Origin of the sequence: uncultured Cytophaga sp. (assembly GCF_937863595.1) — a bacterium.
Lineage (GTDB): Bacteria > Bacteroidota > Bacteroidia > Cytophagales > Cytophagaceae > Cytophaga.
In genome coordinates this window covers 1-25,872 of the sequence record NZ_CALMGQ010000187.1, presented here as the reverse complement: position 1 = coordinate 25,872, position 25,872 = coordinate 1, and the positions used below count along the sequence as shown (strand labels likewise).

The 25,872-nt window shown below is 36.4% G+C and carries 17 protein-coding genes and 2 tRNA genes; 4 read left to right on the top strand and 15 right to left on the bottom strand.

Annotated features, from left to right (window positions below):
* Positions 1-66 precede the first annotated feature (66 nt).
* Positions 67-1,959 carry an asparagine synthase (glutamine-hydrolyzing) gene (gene asnB, locus Q0543_RS16820; RefSeq protein ID WP_299255779.1) on the bottom strand — a complete coding sequence of 631 codons (1,893 nt, stop codon included), beginning with the start codon at positions 1,957-1,959 and terminating at the stop codon, positions 67-69.
* Positions 1,960-1,989: 30 nt separating this feature from the next.
* Here asnB and Q0543_RS16815 point away from each other — a divergent pair, with 30 nt between their 5' ends.
* The 3 genes from Q0543_RS16815 (at position 1,990) to Q0543_RS16805 (ending at position 4,332) form a co-directional block, all read left to right on the top strand.
* The gene (locus Q0543_RS16815; protein WP_299255777.1) at positions 1,990-2,517 is read left to right on the top strand and encodes a C40 family peptidase; all 528 of its coding nucleotides are present in this window, start codon (positions 1,990-1,992) and stop codon (positions 2,515-2,517) included.
* 28 nt (positions 2,518-2,545) lie between these two features.
* Positions 2,546-2,619 (top strand) — tRNA-Ala (locus Q0543_RS16810).
* A 279-nt stretch (positions 2,620-2,898) separates the two neighbouring features.
* A complete protein-coding gene (locus Q0543_RS16805) occupies positions 2,899-4,332 on the top strand; it encodes a hypothetical protein (RefSeq protein WP_299255775.1) in 1,434 nt (477 codons plus the stop codon).
* Between the two features lie 7 nt (positions 4,333-4,339).
* On the opposite strand, the gene Q0543_RS16800 is transcribed toward Q0543_RS16805, so the two are convergent.
* The 3 genes from Q0543_RS16800 to Q0543_RS16790 form a co-directional block, all read right to left on the bottom strand.
* Positions 4,340-4,765: a response regulator gene (locus Q0543_RS16800; RefSeq protein WP_299255773.1), complete on the bottom strand. Its 426-nt coding sequence runs from the start codon at positions 4,763-4,765 to the stop codon at positions 4,340-4,342.
* A 66-nt stretch (positions 4,766-4,831) separates the two neighbouring features.
* On the bottom strand, positions 4,832-6,376 hold the full coding sequence (locus Q0543_RS16795) for an aldehyde dehydrogenase family protein (RefSeq protein WP_299255771.1): 1,545 nt from the start codon (positions 6,374-6,376) through the stop codon (positions 4,832-4,834).
* 74 nt (positions 6,377-6,450) lie between these two features.
* The gene (locus Q0543_RS16790; RefSeq protein WP_299255769.1) at positions 6,451-7,932 is read right to left on the bottom strand and encodes a Do family serine endopeptidase; all 1,482 of its coding nucleotides are present in this window, start codon (positions 7,930-7,932) and stop codon (positions 6,451-6,453) included.
* A 318-nt stretch (positions 7,933-8,250) separates the two neighbouring features.
* Between Q0543_RS16790 and Q0543_RS16785 the strand changes: the two genes are divergently transcribed.
* Positions 8,251-8,324 (top strand) — tRNA-Asn (locus tag Q0543_RS16785).
* Between the two features lie 234 nt (positions 8,325-8,558).
* On the opposite strand, the gene Q0543_RS16780 is transcribed toward Q0543_RS16785, so the two are convergent.
* From Q0543_RS16780 to Q0543_RS16730, 11 genes are all read right to left on the bottom strand, one after another.
* Positions 8,559-9,818: a M28 family peptidase gene (locus tag Q0543_RS16780; protein WP_299255767.1), complete on the bottom strand. Its 1,260-nt coding sequence runs from the start codon at positions 9,816-9,818 to the stop codon at positions 8,559-8,561.
* Between the two features lie 2 nt (positions 9,819-9,820).
* On the bottom strand, positions 9,821-10,216 hold the full coding sequence (locus tag Q0543_RS16775) for a VanZ family protein (RefSeq protein ID WP_299255765.1): 396 nt from the start codon (positions 10,214-10,216) through the stop codon (positions 9,821-9,823).
* On the bottom strand, positions 10,209-10,589 hold the full coding sequence (gene gcvH, locus Q0543_RS16770) for a glycine cleavage system protein GcvH (protein WP_299255763.1): 381 nt from the start codon (positions 10,587-10,589) through the stop codon (positions 10,209-10,211). The genes Q0543_RS16775 and gcvH overlap by 8 nt, the downstream gene beginning before the upstream one ends.
* Positions 10,590-10,652: 63 nt before the next feature.
* A complete protein-coding gene (sprA, locus tag Q0543_RS16765) occupies positions 10,653-17,777 on the bottom strand; it encodes a cell surface protein SprA (RefSeq protein ID WP_299255761.1) in 7,125 nt (2,374 codons plus the stop codon).
* 10 nt (positions 17,778-17,787) lie between these two features.
* Complete coding sequence (gene ruvA / locus Q0543_RS16760) at positions 17,788-18,387, bottom strand: Holliday junction branch migration protein RuvA (protein WP_299255760.1); 600 nt, start codon at positions 18,385-18,387, stop codon at positions 17,788-17,790.
* Entirely contained in the window at positions 18,384-20,657 is a 2,274-nt protein-coding gene (locus Q0543_RS16755) for an NADP-dependent malic enzyme (protein WP_299255758.1), read from the bottom strand. Before Q0543_RS16755 ends, ruvA begins: the two co-directional genes overlap by 4 nt.
* Before the next feature lie 55 nt (positions 20,658-20,712).
* Complete coding sequence (locus Q0543_RS16750) at positions 20,713-22,188, bottom strand: lytic transglycosylase domain-containing protein (RefSeq protein WP_299255756.1); 1,476 nt, start codon at positions 22,186-22,188, stop codon at positions 20,713-20,715.
* Positions 22,169-23,608 (bottom strand): Asp-tRNA(Asn)/Glu-tRNA(Gln) amidotransferase subunit GatA, encoded by a 1,440-nt coding sequence (gene gatA / locus Q0543_RS16745; RefSeq protein WP_299255754.1) that lies wholly within the window; start codon positions 23,606-23,608, stop codon positions 22,169-22,171. The genes Q0543_RS16750 and gatA overlap by 20 nt, the downstream gene beginning before the upstream one ends.
* 2 nt (positions 23,609-23,610) lie before the next feature.
* Positions 23,611-23,826 (bottom strand): twin-arginine translocase TatA/TatE family subunit, encoded by a 216-nt coding sequence (gene tatA, locus Q0543_RS16740; RefSeq protein ID WP_299255752.1) that lies wholly within the window; start codon positions 23,824-23,826, stop codon positions 23,611-23,613.
* A gap of 85 nt (positions 23,827-23,911) precedes the next feature.
* Positions 23,912-25,132, bottom strand: a complete 1,221-nt coding sequence (locus Q0543_RS16735) for a peptidoglycan DD-metalloendopeptidase family protein (RefSeq protein ID WP_299255750.1) — start codon at positions 25,130-25,132, stop codon at positions 23,912-23,914.
* Positions 25,122-25,872 (bottom strand): DUF4292 domain-containing protein (locus tag Q0543_RS16730; protein WP_366800251.1); only part of this gene is annotated, 751 nt, incomplete at its 5' end. The genes Q0543_RS16730 and Q0543_RS16735, both read right to left, overlap by 11 nt.

Genomic DNA, 25,872 nt, shown 5'->3' with positions numbered 1-25,872 from the left:
TTTTCTTGATATATTCTTGACTAAATCCGATTCAGTTTAAATTACAGTGAACCATATTCTTGCAATTTACGAAATCATATACTTTTTCCACCAAAATTGAAAGACAATAATGGACCAAATATGCAATTCGTCTAAATTACCATTTTTATTAATTGCTTCTCTAATTATTTTAATATAATTCCAATTGAAAATCTGTTGATCCGCAATCAATTTCTCATTCAATAACTCATTAATGATCCATTCTTTAAGTTCTTTCGAAAAAAGAATAGATAAAGGAACATCAAATCCATGCTTTGATTTAGACAGTATCTCTTTAGGCAATTCGGTTTTATACGCTTCCTTTAAAACAGCTTTTGTATCGCCATCTCTTACTTTATAAGTAGCTGGCAATGACATAACAAACTCAACTAGTCGATTATCTAAAAAAGGTTCTCGCATTTCTAATCCATTTGCCATCGACATAGAGTCCATTTTATGCAGCATATCGCTCCCCAATACCAAATCCATATCTGTATGCAAAACTTGGTTCATGTCGTATTTTTTATCTTTAAATCGATGTAAAATACCTGTTTTACGTTTCTCGTATTCCTGTTTGCCCTCAAACTTAGTGTCAAATAACTTCAGAAGTTGATTGGCCGGGAAGATAGAACACCACAGGTAATAACGCTCGGAATCGTTCAATTTCGCTCCATTAATCAGTTTTTGAATTTGCCTAATTTTATCCCCCCACGCCGTATTTCTATTGGCGGTCAAGAGTTTAATAATTGGTTCAAATGCCTTAGCAAGCTTCACTTTATTGGAAGGGTTTTTAACCATCCATTCCGCTTTATGTTTGTTATACCCACCAAATAATTCATCGGCACCATCGCCTGAAAGTACTACTTTAATTGAGGGAGCTACTTTTTTACACAACACAAATAAGGGCAATGTTGCGCTATCAGCGAATGGCTCGCTCATACTTTCTAAGCAGTCCATTATATTGTCTGCTAAATCTTTCGTGCCTAATACTATGGATGTATGATTTGTTTGAAACGTTTTGGCAACAAGCTCTGCAGATTTAGATTCATCGAATAATGCTGCATCTTTAAAGCCTATTGAAAAGGTATTCAAGGACTCTATTTGCTTGGAAGCCTCGGCTACAACAATGCTTGAATCTATTCCTCCACTTAAAAATGCACCCACTGGAACATCTGCGACAAGCCTATCTTTTATAGATTGCGCAAATAGCTCTTTTACTTGAACAGCTGCTTGTTCAAAAGAAACTGTAGCTGTTGGGTTTGTAGTTTTAGGTAATTCGTAATATTTTTTTTGAACGATACCTGATTTGCTTATTTTTAAATAACTCCCTGCTTCTACTTTTTTAATATCTGTAAAAATTGAATTTGGCTCGGGAATATATCCCAACGTAAAATACTGTCTAACAGAAGCTAAGTCTACATTCTTAGGGATATTATAGCTTAATACCGACTTCATTTCAGAAGCAAAAATAAATTTATCTTCGTCGATGTAATACAATAATGGTTTAACGCCTAAGCGATCACGCGCAACAAATATTTCATGAGCTTGTTTATCGTAAATTGCGAATGCGAAAAAACCATTCAACTTTGTTAAACAATCCGCTCCCCAGTTGATATAGGCTGCAAGTAATACTTCTGTATCTGAATGTGTTTGAAAAGAATAATTAAATTTTTCAATAAGCTGCTTTTTTAATTCTTGATAATTAAAAATTTCCCCATTAAAAACAATTACGTATCGCTCTGTTATATCACGCATTGGCTGTCGTCCATTTTCAGTATCAATAATAGATAATCGCCTGTGACCAAGCGCTATCAAATCATCAACAAAGGTGCCTCTTCCATCAGGACCTCTATGAGAAAGCGAGTCCATGCTTTTCCCTAAATTGATCATATAGAAAGAACCTATTTGATTAAATGCAAAAATTCCCGTAATTCCACACATATACGTTTCAGTTAATTAATACACTATTCAATGCGCCATTTATCTTTAGCTATTCTTCTTGTTGCTTTATTTTCCTTTGTGAGTTGTAAAAGTTCAAAAGTTGCTTCGACAAAACCAGAAAAAACCAAAACCAAGAAAGAACAAACAAAAGGAAAGATACATGAAAGTAACGAAAAAGCAGACAAAGTCATCAAAACAGCCAAGTCTTATGTAGGAACGCCTTATAAGTTTGGGGGGACCAGTAGGGCGGGAATGGATTGTTCTGGACTCATGTTGTTGTGTTTTAAAGAAGTTTCGATTACCTTACCTAGAACTTCTGCGGAGCAGAGTAAAGTAGGCACTGCTATTAAGTACGCTGATTTGAAACCAGGTGACCTTGTGTTTTTTACGGACAAAAAGGGTGGATCGAAGGTTGTTCATGCAGGCTTGGTAAGTAAAGTGAATGGTCCACGAGATGTCAAGTTCATTCATTCATCTACCAAGTTAGGTGTAGTAGAGAGCGATTTATATGTGAGTTACTACGAAAACATTTTAATCAAGGCGCGTAGGGTACTTTAGGTTCATTTGTTATAGATTTGTTTCATAAGGGGGATTAGCTCAGTTGGCTAGAGCGCTTGGCTGGCAGTCAAGAGGTCATCGGTTCGAGCCCGATATTCTCCACAATTTAGGGCAGGCATTTTAAAAAAGTATTTTTGTCAACTTCAATTTTATATTAAAGTTGCTGATTTATCCTTTTCATGGTTTTTCAACACCCATGAAAGCAGTACTGCGGATACATATTAGGTTCTATTCCAATAATTGTATCTAATATGGCATATCGAATTTGATGTTTATAATAAATTTGCATTAAATAGATTTTATCGTCTACTTTTTAGTACTTTAGCTTGAGTAAACACATACCTTGTGCCAGAATCTGTATTGTTTTAATTAACACTTTTCATGTCTAAGCTCAAAAATATCATCAAACAGCTGTCCACCAAGGATTATACAGCAATCTACGATTCTTTAATAAACAGTAACGCCGAGAAATCTGCCTATTTATTAAAATTCATGCGTGAGAAACAACTTTCGGATACGCGCATCATGGAAGAGTTAGAGGTGAACAACAATGCATATTATACCTTACGGTCTCGATTAAACCAGAAAATTGAAGAGTATCTTCTTCAAGAAATGGAAAGTCCGAGAACATCTCTGATTAAAAAAGTTGCAACGGTTCATGATATTATTTTTACAAAGAAACGTGCTATTGCAATCGCTTCTCTAAAAAAGTTGGAAAAAGAATTGTTGGATTATGATTTATCAAATGAATTAACAATCATATATAAAACATTAAAAAAACTGTTACTTAATTCCCCAGAAGATCATTTTAATTACTCTCAGTTATATAACCGCCACGTTGCATATATGCTTGCCTTAGATAAGGCAGAAGACATGCTTGGTAATTACTTTAAAAAATATGGAGAGTACTTTTTAACAGGCAGTGAAACAGACAAATTAGGTCTTGAATTATTGCAAAGTGAAATGAATAATATTGCGAATTTATACCAATCACACAGATTGTATGTATTCCAATCCTTCATTAATTTATTCCATGAACTAAAAATTAAGAAAGTTGCAAATCCAGAAATGGAGCAAACGTTTGAATCCATTCAAAATATTTTTGATCAATATTATTTAGATGCTATTTATTACCATTTAATTTTAGTGTTGGATTACCTGAAAGTTGAATATTATTCCATGGTAAACAACTCAACTGTTTTAAATAAATCAATTGACGACATAACTGAATCCATACCTATTTTCGTTTCTAATTATTCTTTGTACACTTTTTCGCCAGGCATTTTATTAGCTAAACAGAAACATTACATAGGTGACCGTACGGAGAAAATGATGTATGGTGATTCAAAAGAATTGTTTGAAGACTATGAAACCAACAAATTAAACCTTCCAGAATTTATTATTTATGTAAATTATAGAGCTTCTGGATGTTTCTTTGCTGAAAAGTATGACGAAGCTGCGAAGTATCTTAACAGCTTATTAAATGAGACATCTATTAAAAGATATCCGAATACGCTTTTAGAAATAAAATTATTTTTAGCACTACAATACACTCTTATCAAGGAGCATGATTTATTTAATCAGCTTGTAAATAGCATTCAGAGACAAATTAGACTATTGGGCAAGGATGAATGTCCGCATGCAGTAACGATTATTAAAATCTGCAAAACAGCACTTAATGAAGGTAAAAAAGGCAAAAAAGCCAAACTAACTCTATTAACTGAGAGACTAAGCTTGACTTTGCCAGCGTATTATTCGCCGTTTAATTATTTAGCATTAAATGAGAATTTTTATACTAAACTTTCAGAAGTTTAGTATAAAATCAAATCTTACGAAGATTATCTAAGGTTAAGGGCTTGTTAATGTATTTAACAATGTGCTTATTTTTCTTTGCTTTCATTAAATCCTGAGGATTTAATGAAGATGTAAGCATAATTACATTGCATTGATTCTTTATCAAATCAGACATTTTTTCAAATTCTTCTAAGAACTGAAAGCCATCCATTAGAGGCATATCAATATCTAGAAAAATCAAATCAGGCAAATACAATTCTATTGAACCTTTGGCTAATTTCTCAATATTCTTTAGAAATTCAATTGCACTTCTTGCGCCAGAGTGAACAAAGATATGCGTACATATCCCTGCCGCTTCAATCATCTTTTGATTAATTAAATTATCGATTTCATTATCATCCACCAACATGATTGAATGATATTTTGTCGCCACAGCCGTATCCGTATTTTTCATAGTAAAAATTTAAGTAATCAAATGTAATAAATATTATTAAATTCTATTCAATTTAAACGCAATAATTTAGAGATCAAACCGTATACCTTGCGCCAATGGGAGTGTATTTCCATAGTTAATTGTATTGGTTTGTCTACGCATGTAGGCTTTCCAACTATCTGAACCCGATTCTCTACCTCCACCAGTCTCTTTTTCTCCGCCAAAAGCGCCGCCAATTTCTGCGCCAGATGTTCCAATATTTACATTTGCAATACCACAATCGGAACCTTTATTGGAAAGAAATACCTCCATTTGATGCATGTTATTTGTAAATATTGCAGAAGATAAGCCTTGCCTTACATTATTATTTATTTTAATCGCTTCATGCACATCACCTTTATATTTGGTTACATACAATATAGGTGCAAATGTCTCTTCTTGCAAGGATGCGATATTAGATGTCGCTTCTAATATCGCAGGCATAACATACATTCCATTTTCAAAACCTGCAGGTTTGTATTTGGTACCTCCAGCAAGCAATATAGCTCCTTCCTTTTGTGCAAGAGCAATTCGTTGCTCAAACATATCCACTGCTGCAGGATCTATCAAAGGACCAACTAATGATTTTGAATCTAATGGGTTGCCAACGGTTAATTGTCCGTATATGTGCTTTAATTTTGCAAGGATGATATCGTACACTGAATCATGAACAATAAGCCTACGTGTAGTTGTGCAACGTTGACCAGCTGTACCTACTGCACCAAAAACAATAGCTCGAACAGCCATTTCTATATTTGAATTTTCAGTAACGATAATTGCATTATTGCCCCCCAGTTCCAATAATGTTTTACCCAGCCTGCCTGCGACTAACTTGTTCACTTTTTTGCCCATTGCTACAGAACCTGTTGCAGAAACCAGTGCCACGCGCTCATCCTCTGCCATCCAACTTCCTTGATCTGCTGCACCATGATATAGGGAGAAGATCCCTTCTGGCAATTTATTTTTAATCAATACGTTCGATACAATATGCTGGCACGCAATAGCAGATAATGGGGCTTTCTCAGAAGGTTTCCAAATACTCACATTACCACAAACTGCAGCAATAATCGCATTCCAAGACCACACAGCAGCGGGGAAATTAAAAGCAGAGATAATGCCTACAATTCCAAGTGGATGGTATTGTTCATACATTCTATGTTCTGGTCTTTCTGAATGCATAGTAAGACCATACAATTGTCTTGATAGGCCAACAGCAAAATCACAGACATCTATTATTTCTTGCGCTTCTCCCAAACCTTCTTGTAAGAGCTTTCCTGTTTCAATTGAAATCAATGTGCCAAGTTCTTCCTTTTGTAATCGGAACGCTTCACCAATTTGTCTAATAACTTCTCCTCTTTGAGGAGAAGGGACCGCTGACCAAATAATAAATGCTTTTTGAGCATCATCAATCAACTCGTCATATGTCTTTTTATCTGCGTATTCAACCTCTGCTAGCCTGCTATTATCTATGGGAGAATGTTTTACAAATGTATTATTGGATTTCCATTTTTTTGAAGTTGACAAAGCCGCACTATTGCGTTCTTCGATTTGAAAAACTTTTTTAATTGCTACAATTTTCTCCTGCTGATTCATTCTTTACTATACGGTTTTCATAAAAAAAGTGTTCCGAAGAACACTTTTTAATTATATATTTTTAAAGGAATAGGTTACTGCCAGCCCACTCCATAAAATTCTTTTTTTCCATTTGGATAAATACCTTCTATTAATATACCACCATTAGAAATAGATTCCAAAATACGGACCACATCATCTGGTGAAGCGACTGGCTTTTTGTCTATTGAAGTAATGATAAAACCTTCTCTTACACCGGCTTCTTTCAATCTACCACTGAAAATTTTAGCAACTTTAGCGCCTCCAGAAATCTCCAATACGCTCATCTCTCCCCCTGAAACAGGTTGTAAATCTGCGCCTAATTTCGATTTTACAGAATTGTCGTTTTTAGCCACAATTGCCATGTCACCCAATTTATTTTTTAAAACAACACTTGTTTCTTTAACATCCCCTTTGCGAATGTATTTAACTTTCAATTTGTCGCCAGGTCGATATCGGGCAACCACTTCTTGCAATTGAGATGTAGATCCAATAATAATATCATTGATTGATGTAACAATATCACCTTCTTTCAAACCACCTAAATCCGCAGCACTTCCTTGATTCACAGCACTAATATATACACCTGTAACAAAATCCAATGACTTTTCTTTTGACAGTGCGGGTGTCATGTCTTGAATCACTACGCCCAATAAACCTCTTTGCACTTGGCCGTAATTCATAATATCGTCAATCACTTTTTTAACAAGAGATACCGGCACGGCAAACGAGTAGCCCGCGTATGCGCCTGTCGGACTTGCAATAGCAGTATTAATACCAATCAATTCACCACGAAGATTCACAAGCGCACCTCCACTATTTCCTGGATTCACAACCGCGTCGGTTTGTAAAAAAGATTCGATTGCCATATTGTCTTTATCTCTCAATAAATTAATGCTTCGTGTTTTAGCACTGATTATACCAGCTGTAACAGTGGATGTTAGATTAAATGGATTGCCTACTGCAAGTACCCACTCCCCTACACGCACATTATCAGAATTGCCATATACCACAAAAGGCAAGTTTGCTTCGCCTTCAATCTTTATCAACGCTAAATCCGTTGTGGGGTCTGTGCCAATGAGCTTCGCATCGTAAGTGCGTTTGTCATTTAACACCACTTGAATTTTGGAAGCCTTTTCTACAACGTGATTATTGGTTACGATATACCCACCTGCTGTAACGATAACTCCTGAACCAGATGCTTCACGAGGTTGATTGCTCCCGCCATAGGGGTCGCCATAAAAATACTTGAACATTTCCTCGTCACGCGTGCTAGGTCTTGTCGTTTCAGCAATATAAGAGGTTTTAATATGCACTACGGCTGGTGTTGCTATTTCTGCCGCATGAATAAAGTTTAATCCATCTGGAACTGCCAATCCTGCAGTATCCGAATAACTCGCAAATGCAGCTTTCTGTTGCATTGCTTCTATAGATGTAAGCGTTTGATTGTTGGTAAAATACTGATAGCCTGTTAAAGCTACAATTCCTCCAAATATTGAGGACATTACGGCCAAAATGCCTATTTTCTTTAAGTTCATAGAGTAAGTTGTTAAACGTATCTGTATGCGAATGTATATATTGTTGAAGAAATTTCCTTCATATCGTATTCATTATAACGATTTGAAGAGGTTAATATTTTTACATAGTCATATTCATTTGTCTTTATTTTACTGAACCATCGCATGAATATTTCAACAAATCGGTTAATTTCTATGCCTGTACTAATACAAGAAGTGTTCCAAAAAAGTTTTATGAAAATAAAAGTACTCATACTGAATAAGATGAAAAAAAAATCCATTATAGTATTGCAAAATACAAAACAAACACTTAATATTGCATTCCCAATTCGGAGACACTCCTTCTTAGCTCAGCTGGTTAGAGCACATGACTGTTAATCATGGGGTCCTTGGTTCGAGCCCAAGAGAGGGAGCAAAAAGCCTTACTAAAATTTAGTAAGGCTTTTTATTTTTATGGCAAAAGTATACGTACTCTATTCTTATAAGATAGATAAATTCTACATAGGGCAATCAACCGATAATACTCAAAAGTTGTGGAGAGTCTCATGTTAATGAAACAAGAGCAAAAGTTATGGGGAATTTATAGGATATATCCAGTCTGGCATTCTTTTCTTTCCCGACATTTTCCCGACAATAAATAAACGGTCTTATTGCTCACCTACAAACAGCACAATCAATTTAAATACTTCTGTATACTTTGTTAATGGCAAGGTCTTGGCGATATCTTTCACGTCGTGATACGCAGTAATGCCGCCGAGTGTGTATATGAAAAAACAGGGAACATTGCGCTTGTAAAAAGGATAATGATCGGAGTTTGCTGCCTCCCCACGCATTTTTATAGCAGGCAAAAACTTTTCACGTTCATTAATAGCAACAAGCGTATTGTAAGCATTTTTAAAAACACTTCCATTCACAACCATAATGCCATCGTCGCCGGTGCCTAATAAATCTAAATTTATTAAAAAATGAATGGAGCCAAGTTCTATAGTAGGCTTGCGTACATAATAAGAAGAACCTATTAAGCCTGACTCCTCACCTGCAAAGGCAATGAATAACATGCTATACTTAGGTTTATACACGACATAATGATGTGCCAGCTCTAAGAGCATACTGACACCGCTCGCATTGTCATTTGCACCAGGGAAATAGGTTTTCTTTCCCAATGTACCCAAATGGTCGTAATGCGCAGAAATAACAATAAACGAATCCGGTTTTTCAGTTCCTTCAATCATGCCAATAACATTTCTGGCGATATGCTTGGGTTCAATTTTAGTATCTACGTCAAACGTTATTGTTTTTGTTTCTGTTGAAAATATACGTGTTAATACCTCAAATACGGGCGTACCAAATGATTGATCGGTAATGCTCATAGTTAACTTCCCATCTTGCAATTCAATGATTGCGGCTGCAGAATACAACTGTTTTAACAAATCGGTAGTAGATGCATTAAAATCTACCAGCAACTTTTTATTATAGACAACTACTAAATGTGTAACATCTTTTTTTAGAAAATCCGCCAACACCTTTTCATTTGTAAATACAAGCGTATCTAAATAATACACGGGGTATGTCCCCTTGCCAGAGCCACAACTTGGTCGTACAATAAAATCAATTCCAGGTTTGAAATGTGTTAGATTTGATTTCAACTTCATACTGCCCGCAAACATATTTACCCCATAGGAGAAGGATTGAAAATAGTCTTTGGTTTGAGGAACAAGTCCAATTTTTTGAAACTGTTGCGCAATGTATTCGGATGCTAGTTTGTCGCCTTCAAATGCGGTTCCTCTTCCATGAAACTTCTTTGACGTTAATTGCTTGATTGTTTGCTGCACGCGTTTTAAATCTTGTGCGACAGACAATAATTGTATGCATAGAAGAACGACAATACAGCCTATTTTCACCTTCATGTTTATTTGTTTTTATGAAACAGATAAAAAAGAATTTGAGCTAATATAATACCTAATGAATTTGCAAGTACATCATAGATGTCGGCCCCCCTATCGGGTATAAATTGCTGCATCCCTTCAATGGAGATTCCGAATAGAATTGTTGCGGTACATACAATCGCATAAACAATAAATTTATTTTTGTTGTTTCCGTTTGTATGCGATAAAAAATACGCTCTTAATGTGAGCCATGCAAATACACCAAAAATAAACATGTGTATGAGCTTATCGAACCTAAACAAGGAACTACTCGGCAATGATTTGCCAGGTGTTAAGGTTGCTATTAAAATAAATATTCCCCAAAGAATGGCAGGACCATAAACTTTGAGGAATGTTTTATTTAATGTGCGATTAAGCACCTATCAATGCAGTATAAGCAGCAACGTCCAATAACTGGTCTAAATCTGCTTTGTCTTTTAAAGAAACTTTAACAATCCATGCTTTACCGTATGGGTCGCTGTTTATCAATTCTGGTGCGGATTCTAAGGCAGCATTAAATTCCAATACTTCGCCACTTACAGGCATAAATAAATCAGAAACTGTTTTAACTGCTTCGATTGTACCAAAAATTTCTTCTTTAGAGATTGTTTGCCCAACGCTCGTAACATCTAAATACACAATATCGCCTAATTCCTTTTGAGCAAAATCTGTGATACCAACATATGCTACATCGCCTTCAACACGAACCCATTCGTGATCTTTGCTGTACTTTAATTCAGATGGAAAGTTCATACTCTTTTTTATGTTTAACACCCAAAAATACATTCTTTTTTGAAGAGAAGCAAAAACATGGATTTAAGACAAGGTAAATCGTATCTGTAAACCAATTGCAGTTGTTGCTCTTCTATAGGAAGAAGAAATTTTAGGGCTATTTATGGTGCGTTCAAAATACAGCATCATAGTTACACGTTGTGACACATTATAACTAACGGTTGGCTTAAATTGCACATTGGTATTACCAGCAGTAACAGTTGCATCTTCATCGAACTTGCGTTGATAGGTAATCATATCATTGATGGTAAAGTTTACCTGTATGTTTACTTCGTTTTTCAAATTCACTTTATTGCCACCGGTCAAGAATTTAGGAATGGCAATATTTGAACGCGCAAAACCAATCCCTACTTGCCATGCATTGTTATAACTTTCTGTAAGCTGCGCATTGGTTACGGACATATTTAATGTTCTGGATCGGCTATAGGTAAGTCTATACGACACTTTATTTTTAGTACGCACATTAAAGCCGACAAATGGCGCAAAGGACTCTGTTATTTGCACACCCGTAATAACGTATATTGGGACGAGTTGCCCACTAGCATTTGTAGAATCAGGCACCCTTCCTGTATCATAAAAATTACTGGTTGGTGTAATGTAGTTCGAATTGTAAATATTTTGGGAATTGTAAGTTCCGATTAAATATTGACTGGAATATTTATGTGATAAGGTAATGGATTGGAACCTCTTTGCCAAGGCTTTGATTTTTGCCAAACCCGTATAGTCGATTTGCCAACCAGGCAATGGGATTTTAGGAATACCACTTATGTTTACTTTGTTGGGATCTCCACCCGTGTAAGCCGCTAAGAAAGCCGGCAACAAAACCGATTGTGAATTTGGAGCATTCTCTTTGGCTGTCCCACCCAAACGATTGTCCATTATATTCCTATATTCTGTAAATCGTTGGTAATTTCTGGAAGAATTCGGATCTGAGGATCCAGAGACATGCTTATCAAAAGCTGTTAATATGGTAATCGTAGAAATGGAGAAATTGCCGCTAACGTTAGGGTTTTGAGAAGAAAAATTGCCAGTAGAATCAACTCTATACCATTCTGTATATCTCTTGCCTATTGTGTATTTTGCATCTAGTACAATTTTCAAATCTCGCGTGGGTTCTATATTTACTCTAAAAGTAAGATTCTTATTTGCGTTTTGAGTAAATTGATCATTCAGGTATTTCGACTTTGAAATTAATCCTGCATCAGATGCTGATGCATCCTTTCTTATGTCTGCATTTTGTGAGCCAAAAATGAAAGGTGTCATTACACCATCATCATGCCCAGAGAAACCCAGCATTTTAGGCGCATACATATATCCACCTATGCTGGTACTTCTTTCATATCCATAAGTTGCATTCGCATTTCGTATCATCATTAGGGTTTTAAACGCCAATTTTAATAGTGTACGATTGGGTGGTGGTGGTATGGTGTCTTTAGGATCTGGTTTTTTTAATGGAGGCTTTGGTTTTTTCATTTCCGTCAAAAACTTCGACTTGCTATACAGTTTATCAAGATCAATACGAGCATTCACTTGATTGTTTTGTTTGTTTTGAATTACGTTACCTAGGGAATCTTGCTGCCCCAAAGATCGGGCTGTCCAATTATACCCCGCTGTATAGGTATAGTCCACTGTTGTCCAATTCAACACTTTTACTTTATCAAGTGGTAATTTATAATTCACATTGTAATCTTGGCTAAACGTTTTAAGTCTACCCATTTTAAGTAAATTATCCTTAACCGTCTCTTTGTATGCTTTATCTCCAGGTGCCCTGTCTGGCTCATCAATAACCGCATAGGCATCTGCCCTATAGGTGGCAGTTAATGCTTTTGTCAAATTCCATAAGGCGGTATAATTACGATTAAAAGTAAAAGATTTTTGATAGATCGGATCTTGTGCTCTATTCTCAGGAACAGAGGTGAAGTATTGCGTTGTTGTCAATTTACGAACAAGGTCTCCTCTAAAAGAAAGTTGACTCGGCATCAGCGAAAAATTAAATTCTTTTAACAAAGGCGTAAATACCCCTTTATTTGCAGCCATTGATTTAAAAGGCGTATAACTTTTGGCAGCCTTAGAGAAATTATAGCCTAAACCACCCGTATAGTTTTTGTCTTCATATTTTTTAAAAACATAACTCGTTCGTTTGGTTTCATTGTATCCCAAAGAAACAGTTACATTTTCAATATCATAGAGATGCATTTTAGCACCAGGCTTAACCTTCGTCTTCTGCATATTTTGTAAGCTGATAGACTTGGTCATGGATTGGTCTATAATCAATTTCTTATACCCAGCAGGGTCGGCTTGACTATTGACCGACTGCTTCACCGACAAATCAGGGCTTAGTGGATCAAATTCTGGTGTGATCACTTTTCGATTAAAACCTAAATAAAGTGGAATTTTCATTCCCGTTTTACCTGGAATAAATTTATCCATAGCAAGGCTCGTATTCAAGCCATATTCAAGGGTATTCGCTCTTTCACGCTGCGATACTTTTTGATCTAAGGATCCAAAACCAGCAGACGTATAACGCAGTGATCCTCGTAATAATCCCAAATCTGCCAATTGCACATTTAATGTTGCTGCATACGCAATAGACGAATGACTCACAAAACCTGTGGCTCGCAACTCATCTGCCCATATACACAAACTCATTGGGGCAGTAGTTGTTCCTCCAAGAGGGTTTTTAATTCCAATCATAACTGCTACAACAGCCGACAGATCTGGATTTCCTACTACAGAAACATATTGCATATTTGCTAATTGTCGGGTAAACCCAACTTGCGTATTTGCGCCACTACTGTTGCGCATCACCTTTGTATCTACTAAATCATTGATACTAACATTAATGGTATTGGCTCCATTCCAAACAACATTTTCATCTACCGAATTAATGGGTCTAGTGAAATATAAAGGCACCTGAATTTCGTAGTAATTATTTGTGTAATCTGTACCCAAACGCAAGATGGCAAATGCTTGTCCATCGGGTATGTTTGCTTGAGATTCTGCGTGGATGAACATCTCTACATTTTTATAGTTCATCAGATTCAAATTTACATTTTTATATGCTGCACGCGTTGACCCTTTTTGCAAGTCTTGAATACACAAGCGTATCGATTGTTCATTTGTTCTTCTTGTAACAACTGATGTTGCATCATAATCTCTGTTAAAGCCTGGAGGCAATACATAAGGAGTAGTATTGCCATTTGACGTACTGTTGTCTTCCACATTTACAACAGAAATATCAATCACAGATTCGTCTATACGTGGATTAACAATACCTCCATTAAGATCATTTAATAAATAAGGTCTCCATTGGTTTGCTACTAATTGAAATTGAGCCATACGCAAAACAACTGGCGTTTCAAATCCCGTAACATAGGTACGCATCCATTTTATAGATTTATATCCATCAATATTGCCATACGTTGAAGTCGGTGTTCGAATTGGGATACGGAACTGATACCAGGTAACCGTATCCGTTTTGGATTTATCCGCTGGTGTAACTACATACTCGCGTGAACCTACGATGTTATTTTGACCTATTACAAATTTGGATTTATCAATATCTATAATGTACTCATAATATTCTTCCAGGGTATTTAAATTGTTGTCTTGATTTAAATCTTCGTTGTCTGGATAACTCGTACTTGACGGCGTGATGCTTGCGCCTGCATTTATGGGGGAATTATTCTGTGTTAAATTATACGATTTGTAACGTTGTAGAATGGTCAGATTTGCTGCGTTTTGCCCTTCTCCCAAATAATATTTAAAGTTATCTGCGCTTATATCGCTACTAATTTCTGCATACGCGTTGGGGCTTACCTTAGCTTTTATTAGAGCAGCCCGAGTTGAAAAAGTGTCTAATTCAGCAAGATCATTTAAACCATCCAAACCTACATCTTGGTTTGGCCTTGAACTTGGATTGTTGTCGAAAGCATTGGTAATATATTGCCTAGTCGTAACACGCCCCCATGTTGTACCTATTGTACCCGTGTTTGACCCATCTGGAGATAATCCATTTTCAAACGATTGCAAATTGTCTGGCAATACGTCTTCAGAGATGTTTCCTAAATTAAACCTTAACGTGCCTTTCTGTGTTACATCAAATGGTTTTCCATCGATATCTGTATGGCCGTCGGCAGTATTCATAAACGGACTTAACAACCAAAACTCAATGTATTGAATGTTTGCATTGTCAAAGTCAATGTTATTTTTGATTGCTTTGGTCATTCCACCCCAGTTCGTTTTGGGGTCTTTTAATGTTCCATCTACATTTAAGTTGTCACTATAATTATACGAACCTCTTTCTGAAGGATAGTACGCTAAGTCGATTGTCGGAATGTTTGTTACCGCAACATTCACATCTTGCTGAGGGAATAATTCCTTTTGAGTAATGTTTCTTTCAAAATGGTTGGTGATTTTATCATAGCTCAAATAATCGGGCAAGCCGTTATTGGATCGATAAAAAATATTATCAATATTATACCAAGCCAAACGTGCACGTTTAAAGCCATTTATCAATTTTGTTGAGTCGCCGTTAGCACCAATTAAACCTTTAGGTGTTGCTGCAATTACCCACGTTAGTGGAGAGCGTGTTAAGTCATAGGGGGTTTTAGCTCCTTCAAAATCATCAATAAATGCAATACCACCTTCGCCACCGCCATTTTTATCCAACACTTTATTGTAGCCAGGTAAAAACTGTGCAAATTCTCCTTGAAAACTAATGTTTGAAGGTGCTTTTGTAGATACTACGGGTAATAAATCAACCGCACGTGTCAACAAACGCGAGTTGGCTTTAACATTTGCATCTAAGCCCCAAATGGTATTGGCTGCGGGTTCGTCTCCAATATTTACACGCGTTATATTCGGCGCTTCATTTGAATGCAACATGGTACCCCCAAGTAAAATATTTTCATTTACTTGATAATCCAAACGTGTCCCTAAAAATGATTTTCGTCTAAAGTTAAATAAATCTTGTTTTTCAAATCGAATGCGTATTTCTTGTCCAGATGCAAGAATATTTTCATTCAGAATTTTAATTCTACCTAAGTTATAATCTACCGTATAATCAGAACCTTCCGTTAGGGTTGTACTCCCAGCAATAACAACAACAGAACCTTGCGCCACATTTATTCCCGGCAAAACAATTTCACTTGCTGTACCGGCAGTATATCGACCATTAAAATAAAACTTATCCTTACTTGCGACTTGTTGTGCATCCGATTGGGTTGAATCATACAATTCGGAGTATACATATTTCTTTTTAAATGCTTCTTCACTTGGTAAAAATTTACTGTTTAGATTTGAACCAAAAGGCTCAAGTACAGGAAATATAATTCGACCATTTCGAGAATCAACTGTAAGCCCTTCTACATAATCGAAATTACCATCGGGTGAGGGGTCATTGTTTGGATTCAAATAATCTAAGCCACACAAGCGCAGCAAGGGTACATTTGCCGTGTTTTGACCCTCTTGCAAATTAGGCACGTCATTACCTGTAGCATCATCCTTGTAAATAATTCTAAATTGAAAATTGTCGCGTTGTATTTGTGTAACACCCAATTGATAAATATTTTTCATCATCAAGTTCCAGGTAGGTAACCGCGTTTTTACAAATGGTGGCTTTATCATTTTTGCAATGATTAAGCTGTCATTTGGCACATCAGATAAGGCGTCGGTCAATTCTCCTACACTATAGTTTTGATCATTATAGATATACTGGTAGGCAACCAAAATTGCTTCATCGTCATTGATCGTGGATTGTAAAGTGATGTATCCCAATTGTGGATTGAATGTAAATTCCGATGGCTGTAATTTACGTGCACTTTTTAAATACGTATAATCGGTTCCGTCTTGCAAATTAAGAGGTGCAGAACTTACATCAGCACTTAGCGTAACTGGATTTCTAAATTGCGTAACTGGGTTTGGTCCATTGTACAGATTATTTATAGTATTGTACGGAGCAATATCTTTCTTGCCAGGAGTCTTTAAGTTTGTACGATAAATAGAATCATTTTCACCCAAATCCATATAGCCAACTACCCCACGTAGATTGGAAGTTGTATTGTTTCTATTGGTAACATAAACATCTACACGCGTAACCTGTACATTTGAAATAATAGTTGGACTTGTCTTAAGCGATTGCTCGTAGTGTTCTCTAAAAAATTGCCCTAAGAAAAAGTGACGATTCTTTTCATACGCATCTGCTTTAATTTCAAATGTTCTACCTTGCCCGCCACTGCCAATTTTAATTTCATCCATTTTACCATCTTGCCTAGCAGCAACAGCGGTAACAGTTAATCGACCAAATTTTAATTTGGTTTTAAATCCAAATAAATTTTGTGGCCCAGTCATTAAAGAAGAATTCAAAGGCATATTGATACGCCCTACTTCAATGGCTTGAATGATGTCTTCTTCAAACGCTGTATATTGAATTTTTACACTATTCTGAAATTCGAATGCAGCTTTGGTATCCCAGTTAACCGTTAGTTTCAACTTCTCACCAACTTTACCAATTACATTCATACTGATTTGTTGGTCGAAATCAAACAAGCCATTACGTTGCTGTTTAATCGGCAAAGACGGGTTGTTGACACGTTGCCAACGACCTGCAAAGTCTAGCGTAACCAAACCACTCGGACGAATATCTACATAGTTACTACCAAACGGACCTTCTAATCCTTTTATGTGTTTTGTAAAGCCGAATGGCTTGCCAGCTTTATTTTCTCTTGGATTTTCAATGGCTTCGTTGCCTTTATTTTGCCAATAATCGCGCAACATTTGTTTGTTCTTGTAATTATAGAACTCTTCAAATGTTAAGAAGGTTTGCGTGCGGTATTCCTTGTCCCCAATTTTCTCTCTTACAATATAATTTCCAGTAGCGGTATCGAGCTCAACCTCTTCTTTTATATTATCTGGATTTTCCAAATCCATTGGAGAACGATTCGTTTTATTGGTATACGGGTCTCCCAAACGGTCATCTAATTCGTTAGTTGGTCTACGCGATCTTTTCCGTTGAGTACTATCTTCAGGAGTTAAAAATTTCTTGAACGAACGGATAGAACGATATTGTGGACTAGACAATGCAGCCCAAAACACAAAAAATAGGGAGAGCCCTAATGTCGACAGTATGGTAAATTTCCTTAAGTTCACTGAGGGATGATCAAGACATTTTTAAAGCCTGTTTTATCAGGTCTTCTAGTGTTAATTGATTTGAATTGTTTTTTAAAATCGCATCTAGGTTCTTTTCTGCAATTGCTTTTGTAAAACCTAGCGTTACCAAGGCAGTTAACGCCTCAGAACGTATACTATTGTGCGATATTGAAAAATTCTGTTTAGAATCTGTAGAAGAAAGCATATATTCTTTCTTCATCTTATCCTTTAACTCTAAAATTACTCGCTGTGCTGTTTTAGCTCCTATTCCTTTGACTCCTTGAATGGTACGCACATCCTCGTTAACGATTGCGTCCCGAACTTCAGATGGGTTTAAAGAAGATAACATTACTAAGGCTGTCCCTGGACCAATACCACTTATTGAAATCAAGTGCATAAATACTTCCTTTTCAAGTAAATCCGCAAATCCAAAAAGTGTATGCGCATCTTCTTTGATGTGTAAAAATGTATGCACTTTAACTTTCTCAAGATCTTTTACTTGGGTGTAGGTATATAGCGAAATTCGTATTTGATAACCAAGACCTTGCACATCAACCACGATATAGGTTGGATCCTTATGTGCTAATTTGCCCTCTATATAAGCAATCATAAATTTATTTTATTGTTGTGAGATTGTGAATCAACAACAGCAATCGCCACCATGTTTACGATTTCACGTACGGAGGAGCCCAGTTGTAAAATATGTACGGGTTTTGCCATTCCCATCAATAATGGTCCAATTGCTTCCATACCACCTACTTCTTGCAATAATTTGTATGCTATATTACCAGATGTTAAGGCAGGAAATACAAATGTATTTGCCCCATCTTTAGCTAATGCGCTAAAAGGATACATTTCTTGTTGCAAGTGCGTATCTACCGCCACGTTTGCCTGAATATCGCCATCTATAATTAAATCTGGATACTTCTCTTTTGCGAATTTTGTTGCTTTAGCAACCTTTTCAGGTACTTCACCCGCATTTGAACCGAAATTAGAATACGACAACATGGCTATGCGCGGTTCGAAACCAAAAAACTTCACACCTCTAGCTGTTACCCCAACAATATCTACCAACTCTTCTGCCGTAGGATTCATGTTGACGGTTGTGTCCGAAAAGAAATATACGCCTTTATCGTTGCTTAGAATATACATCCCTGCAACACGTTTAATTCCTTCTTCCACACCAATTACTTGTAATGCAGGCTTAATCGTTTCTGCATATTCTTGGGTTAATCCTGATATAAAAGCATCCGCTTCACCTGTCTCTACCATCATTGCACCGTAATAATTACGATTGCGCATTAAGGTGCGACCCATTTCTGCAGTTATTCCTTTACGACTTCTTTTTCTATGCAAAATATTGCCAAACACAATACGCTTTTCTTTTTCTTCAAACGGATCAACAATTTTATAATTTTTAATTGTTAGCGCATGTTCAACAATTAAGTGCTCAATCTTCTCTGCATTGCCTAATAATATAGGGAACGCAATCCCCTCATTTGCTAAAATTTGAGCTGCTTTTAAAATTTTAAGATTATCCGCTTCAGCAAATACCACTCTTTTAGGAGCTTGTTTTGCTTGTGTTATGATGCGAGACATTAAACGTTGATCAATGCCAATACGCTGAAGCAATTCTACTTCATACGCAGCCCAATCTTCAATGTGTTTTTTTGCTACGCCACTGTCCATCGCTGCCTTGGCTACAGCGGGGGATATGGTTGTAATCAAACGTGGGTCTAAGGGTTTCGGAATTAAGTAATATTTACCGAAAGAAATTTTATTGTCATCGTAGGATTTATTTACACTATCAGGCACCATTTCTTTAGCAAGATTTGCAATTGCATACACAGCTGCTAATTTCATTGCTTCATTAATCTCTGTTGCACGCACATCCAATGCACCTCTGAAAATATATGGAAAGCCTAATACATTATTTACTTGATTGGGATAATCAGATCTGCCCGTAGCCATAATTACATCAGGGCGAGTTTGTATCGCTAGTTCATAATCAATTTCAGGTGTAGGGTTTGCAAGTGCAAAAACAATCGGATCTTTTGCCATTGTCATCAGAGCTTCAGGCTTTAAAATATTGCCTGCCGATAAACCCACAAATACATCTGCGCCAGGCAATGCGTCGGCTAGGGTATTCAAATCTCTATCCGTGGCAAATTCTAATTGAGATACATCAAGGTCTGGACGGTCTTTACGCAACACTCCTTTAATATCGCACATAACGATATTTTCAGAACGCACACCAATGTGCTTGTATAATCGGGTGCATGAAATTGCAGCAGCACCTGCACCACTTATTACAATTTTTATCTCATTAATATTTTTACCTACAACTTCAAGTGCATTTATTAAAGCAGCCGAAGAAATAATGGCCGTGCCGTGTTGGTCGTCATGCATTACCGGAATGCTCATTCGCTTACGCAACTCTTGCTCAATCACAAAACACTCTGGGGCTTTAATATCTTCCAGATTAATTCCACCAAAAGTTGGCTCAAGAGACTCCACAATTTTAATAAACTGTTCCGGATCTTCACAGTTAATTTCTAAATCAAAAACATCAATACCTGCGAATTTTTTAAACAAAACGCCCTTGCCTTCCATTACAGGCTTTGATGCATCCGGACCAATATTGCCTAATCCTAAAACAGCGGTACCATTTGTTATTACCGCAACAAGATTTCCTTTGGCAGTGTATTTATATACATTTTCTTTATCCGCAACAATCTCTTTGCATGGCTCTGCAACTCCAGGAGAATAAGCCAATGCCAGATCTAATTGCGAACTCAACGTTTTCGTTGGAACAACTTCAATCTTACCAGGCTTACCTTGCATGTGGTAATTCAATGCATCTTCTCTGTTTATTGACATTCGTGCTATGAGTTGTTTTGTATTAAAAAATGCATCCTATTCGACAAAATACCTATTAGTTTAAAATGAGTTTTTGTCCAACTTTAATGCTATTGGATGTTAACCCGTTTAATTTTTTTATTTTATCGACTGTTACTCCTGGGAATTTTTGTGATATCGTCCACAAACTATCTCCCGACCGCACGTAGTATACACTAGGTGTAGAATTTGTTGTTGAAGATGTGGACTTTGTTGTTGACGATGAAGTTTTTGCAGTCGAAACAGAACTGTTTGTAGTTGTATGTCCACTTCCCTTTTTATATATCACCAGTCGTTGACCTACGTGAATTGTATTTGAGGATAGTTTATTCCATCGTTTTATATCGGCAAGATATACCTGATTTTTAGAGGCAATTGTCCCTAATACATCTCCACTTTTAACGGTATAATATACTTTTTGCAAATTTGTTGTTGAACTGCTACTGCTGCTACTCGAACTAGATGTTGTTCGTACAGCACTTGTAGCCACGCCAGCCCGAGGAACTTCTTTGCTGCAGGCATCTAAAATATCAATTCTATTTAAATAAAATTGCGCCATTTTATCAACGGGCACTTTTATTTTATATGCATATGCACCATTCAATATCCCTCTTCTCAAAGCTGGATTCAAATCGCGCATATCGTCCGAACAAATGTTTAATAATTCACTAAACGTATAAATATCAAAATATTGGTTAACCGTAATTGTATCAAAAGCGATTGGATATTCTAATGAATCCGCAACAATATTATGATCCGCCATGTGATTCATAATGTATGTCAAAGCCACAAACTGCGGTACATAACTACGTGTTTCTTTAGGCAAGAAATCATATATCTGCCAAAAGGTTTCTTTGTATCCAGACCTTCTAATTGCTCTACGCACATTGCCCGGACCGCAGTTATAGGATGCAAGCGCTAATTCCCAATCATTAAACGTACGATGCAATGCGGATAAATACTTGCATGCAGCAACGGTTGCCTTTTCTGGATCTAAGCGTTCATCGATAAATTCATCTTGTTTCAAACCAAATTCTTTACCTGTAAAGGTCATAAATTGCCACAAGCCTGCCGCACCAGCAGGTGATACAGCTTTCGCATTTAATCCAGATTCAACGATGGCCAAATATTTAATCTCCTCCGGCACATTTTGGGATTTCAATATCTCTTCAAACATGGGGAAATAGATACGCTTTCTACGTTCCATTACCAGGGCATAGCGCGCATTTCGAACAGAAAAATAATTAATAAAGCCTTTTATTTTAGAATTAAAAACCAAAGGAACTTCATTTTGTAAAGCTTTCAAACGCTTTGCAATAATTTCATCCTCGGTTGGTTGCGCAGGCAAAGCACGAGCAGCTTCTTCAAATTTCTCGGCGTCAATAATTGTTGAATCGCTTGAAGTAACGACACTTGTTGAATCCATTTGAGCATGCACCGACGATACATTCATTAAATAAATGAATGTGAAAAATAAACAAACCGATACTGCTTTACAGATTCTTCTTATCATTCTGATTTATTAAATAGTTTGAAAATGCCAATAATTTTGCTTCTTCAAATTCTTTTCCCATTAGCTGCAACCCAATAGCTAAGCCTTGCGCATCTTTTCCGTTGGGAATTGAAATGGCGGGTATACCTGCTAAATTAGCATGCACTGTAAATATATCTGCTAAATACATTGCTAGTGGATCTGCTGTGTGATCACCAATCTTAAATGCAGTTGTTGTTGTTGTTGGTAACAACATGAAATCGTACTCCGATAATAGTTTTTCTGTATACTCTCTTATTAAACGACGAACCTTCTGTGCTTTCGTATAATACGCATCATAAAATCCTGCACTTAATACAAAAGTACCTAACATGATACGTTTTTTAACCTCTTTACCAAACCCTTCGGAACGGGTTTTTTTATACATGGATTCTAGATCCGTTGCGTTTGAACTTCTATAGCCATATTTAACGCCATCAAAACGAGACAAATTTGAACTCGCTTCAGCAGTTGTTAATATATAATAGGTAGGAAGAATATAATCCAATAAGGGAAATTCTACAGCCTCAACAGTATGTCCATCTTGAATCAATTGGTCAATTCTATGTTGAGTTGCTTCTCGAATTTCTTTTGCTACCGCATCGGATGAAACAGCTTCTTTTAAATAACAAATTTTAGCTTTCCCAGTAAACGACAGTTCTGAAGAATATTTAGGTACTGGCTTAGAAGAAACCGTACTATCGAAATCATCGTAGCCTGCAATCACTTCCAACATCAATGCTGTATCTTCAATGCTTCTAGCCATGATACCTATTGAGTCAAAAGACGAAGCATAAGCGATAAGCCCATATCTAGAAATTCTAGAATAGGTAGGTTTAAACCCAATTATATCGCAGAATGCGGCAGGTTGACGGACAGAACCACCTGTATCTGAACCTAAAGAAACCAAGCATGTATCCGCCTGTACACCAACAGCAGAGCCCCCTGAGGAACCACCAGGCACACGCGAATTGTCTATATCATTTCTTACGGGACCAAATGCAGAATTCTCATTTGATGAACCCATTGCAAATTCATCACAACTCTGACGACCAATAATGATAGCGTCTTCGTTAATAATTCGTTCAACAGCAGTGCCATTAAATTGAGAAATGAAACCCTTTAAAATATTACTTGAGGCTTGTAATCCGTGGTCTTTATGACATAACACATCTTTTAAGCCTACAACCATTCCGGCTAATTTACCTGCAGTTCCAGCCTTAATTTTAGCGTCAACAATATCAGCCGTAGCCAATGCTTCTTGCGCATATACTTCTACATAAGCATTTAAATGTGCTTTAGCTTCAATATTTCTAAGATAGTATTCAGTTAGAGAACGGCACGTAATAGCACCCCCGGAAAGGTCTTTCCGAATTTCTTGTAGAGAATTATAACGTTTCAATGTTAATCTTTTTTTGTGTCGTCGTTGATACCGTCTTCAATTTCTTTCTTTACTTCTTTGCTGGCATCTTTGAATTCACGTATTCCGCGACCAAGACCACGAGCAAGTTCAGGTATCTTTTTACCACCAAACATAAAAACCACTAAAACGGCAATTATAATCCATTCTGTAGGTCCAATATTGCCAAGAAATAGCAATGTGCAAATAGTTAACGTCATGATTGTTAGAGGATTTTCGTATACCTAACAAAGATAGGAAAATATAACAAGAAAGGGAAAGATAAACTTGGATTGAATAGATAGTTTAGCGTTTTCGAAGCCAAAGTTCAGGATTTAACTTCGCTTCATTTTTCCAAATTTGGAATTGCAATTCGCTTTCGCCCTCTTTATTTGTGTAAACGGAGCCAATACTTTGCTTCACAGAAACCTCTTCCCCCGTAGTTACATTGACTTGTCGCAGTTTCGCATACACTGTAAAATACTCCCCGTGTTGTATCATTACAATTTTATGCATGCCTGGCACTTCAGCAACGGTAATTACTTTCCCCCCAAATACTGCCTTAACATCTTCATTTTGAACAGTTAATATGTCAACCCCCAAATTATCTACAAATACGCCTTTTAAAACAGGATGTGATTGTCTGCCAAAATGATTGGTGACTCTTCCATTTTGTACTGGCCAAGGCAATTTCCCCATATTGCCAGCAAAGCTGCTAGACAGTAGTACACTTTTTTCAGCAGTGGCTTTATTGGTAGAACTTGTAGAGACTTTTGCTTTTTCAACTGCCTTTTTACGTTCGGCAGCAATTAAATCTTTAATTAATTTTTGAAGCTTTTCTTCTGCTTTTTTGGATTCAACTAAATCTTTTTTAAGTTTTTCTTCTTTAGAGGCCAATTGCTTTAAAACTGTATTTTGTTCGTTTTTGGTAACCGTTAAGTTTTCTGTCTCCTTCGTTTTCGCCAAAATTAAACCCGATTTTTCTGCTTGTTTCTCTGCCAACATACGCTCATAAGACTTCATTGCCAAGGCTACATTTTGAATTTCTTCCAATTGATACGTACGCGCATGGGCGTACTGTTTGAAATAACTATTGCGACGAAGCATTTGTCCAATATTATCTGCGGATAAAATATGAATGAGTTTATCATATCCATTCATATGCTTATATCCCAAATAAATTAATTGTGCATATTCTTCTTTCAATCCTTTCAAATCTTCCTCAAGTGCTTGTACAATCATTTTTTGAACAACAATTTCTTGTTCTAACAAGCTTACTTCAGCAGACATCGAATGGATTACGGTTTCGCGTCGTTCAATTTGATCGTTCAATAAATTTAGCTGACTCAAAGTAGCTGTTTTTTGCTCCTTTGTTTCTTCTAAAACTTTAGACGTCTCTTTTATTTTTTTCAGGTTATTGTCGCGTTCACGCTCAAGATCTTTACGACTTTTTTTCTGTGCAACGGTTGTCGTAATCACAATAAAAAGCAATCCCAATACCGCTAGATATTTGATGTTATTTTTCACTGTATTTTTTAGGAATATTAAATGGAAAATTAAGAGGCTTTGTTGTGAACTCTAGTTTATTATGCGTCAGTACCAATAGAGACGATTGCTTTTTCTCATCTTTTATATAATCAATTTTCATCGTGCATATAGAAGGAACTAATATAGAATCTGCAATCATAAAATTGCTGTATAGCACATTTGTTCTTGCATGTGTAATTACATCCTCAATCAATACCTTTTCAACTTTAAGATTATCAAATCGAATAAAACTTTCTATTGTAAGATTGTCCTTATGTTGATTTAAAATAAAACAACTCTCATTTCTTGTAATATGATCAATCTTTTTATTGTAATCAATGAGCAAATCACCAACCATCAAATTTTGAATGTTTTCGTAAGTCAAATTAGATTGAATAATACTTTGCAAATAATTCAAATCATAACTATATGATTCATTTTTCATTTTATCAAGAACAAATACTGAATCTGGCCTCAAGAGTCCGCGTACTCCCTCAACACCTGCCTTACCAATACTTGCCCAAATAACGCTGTCCTTTTTAATTCTAAGCGTCATTGCATATTGATCCGCATTTACACCATCTGAAAACTCAATTTTTGTCTTAGTAGTAAGATATTCAAATACAGTTTTACTTGGTTTGAATTCACTTGTTAGTGTATCTTCTATAATTGCATCATGACTTAATGCAGGCATTTTCTTACAAGAAAGATGTAAGAAAGAAATTGCTACCATAAGCAAT

What these genes read in the sequence shown, in the direction of transcription:
- Q0543_RS16790 (WP_299255769.1), bottom strand. Translation starts at nt 7,932, where the DNA reads ATGAACTTAAAGAAAATAGGCATTTTGGCCGTAATGTCCTCAATATTT.
- asnB (WP_299255779.1), bottom strand. Translation starts at nt 1,959, where the DNA reads ATGTGTGGAATTACGGGAATTTTTGCATTTAATCAAATAGGTTCTTTC.
- Q0543_RS16755 (WP_299255758.1), bottom strand. Translation starts at nt 20,657, where the DNA reads ATGTCAATAAACAGAGAAGATGCATTGAATTACCACATGCAAGGTAAG.
- Q0543_RS16805 (WP_299255775.1), top strand. Translation starts at nt 2,899, where the DNA reads ATGTCTAAGCTCAAAAATATCATCAAACAGCTGTCCACCAAGGATTAT.
- Q0543_RS16795 (WP_299255771.1), bottom strand. Translation starts at nt 6,376, where the DNA reads ATGAATCAGCAGGAGAAAATTGTAGCAATTAAAAAAGTTTTTCAAATC.
- tatA (WP_299255752.1), bottom strand. Translation starts at nt 23,826, where the DNA reads ATGACGTTAACTATTTGCACATTGCTATTTCTTGGCAATATTGGACCT.
- ruvA (WP_299255760.1), bottom strand. Translation starts at nt 18,387, where the DNA reads ATGATTGCTTATATAGAGGGCAAATTAGCACATAAGGATCCAACCTAT.
- Q0543_RS16815 (WP_299255777.1), top strand. Translation starts at nt 1,990, where the DNA reads ATGCGCCATTTATCTTTAGCTATTCTTCTTGTTGCTTTATTTTCCTTT.
- Q0543_RS16800 (WP_299255773.1), bottom strand. Translation starts at nt 4,765, where the DNA reads ATGAAAAATACGGATACGGCTGTGGCGACAAAATATCATTCAATCATG.
- gcvH (WP_299255763.1), bottom strand. Translation starts at nt 10,589, where the DNA reads ATGAACTTTCCATCTGAATTAAAGTACAGCAAAGATCACGAATGGGTT.
- Q0543_RS16750 (WP_299255756.1), bottom strand. Translation starts at nt 22,188, where the DNA reads ATGATAAGAAGAATCTGTAAAGCAGTATCGGTTTGTTTATTTTTCACA.
- Q0543_RS16780 (WP_299255767.1), bottom strand. Translation starts at nt 9,818, where the DNA reads ATGAAGGTGAAAATAGGCTGTATTGTCGTTCTTCTATGCATACAATTA.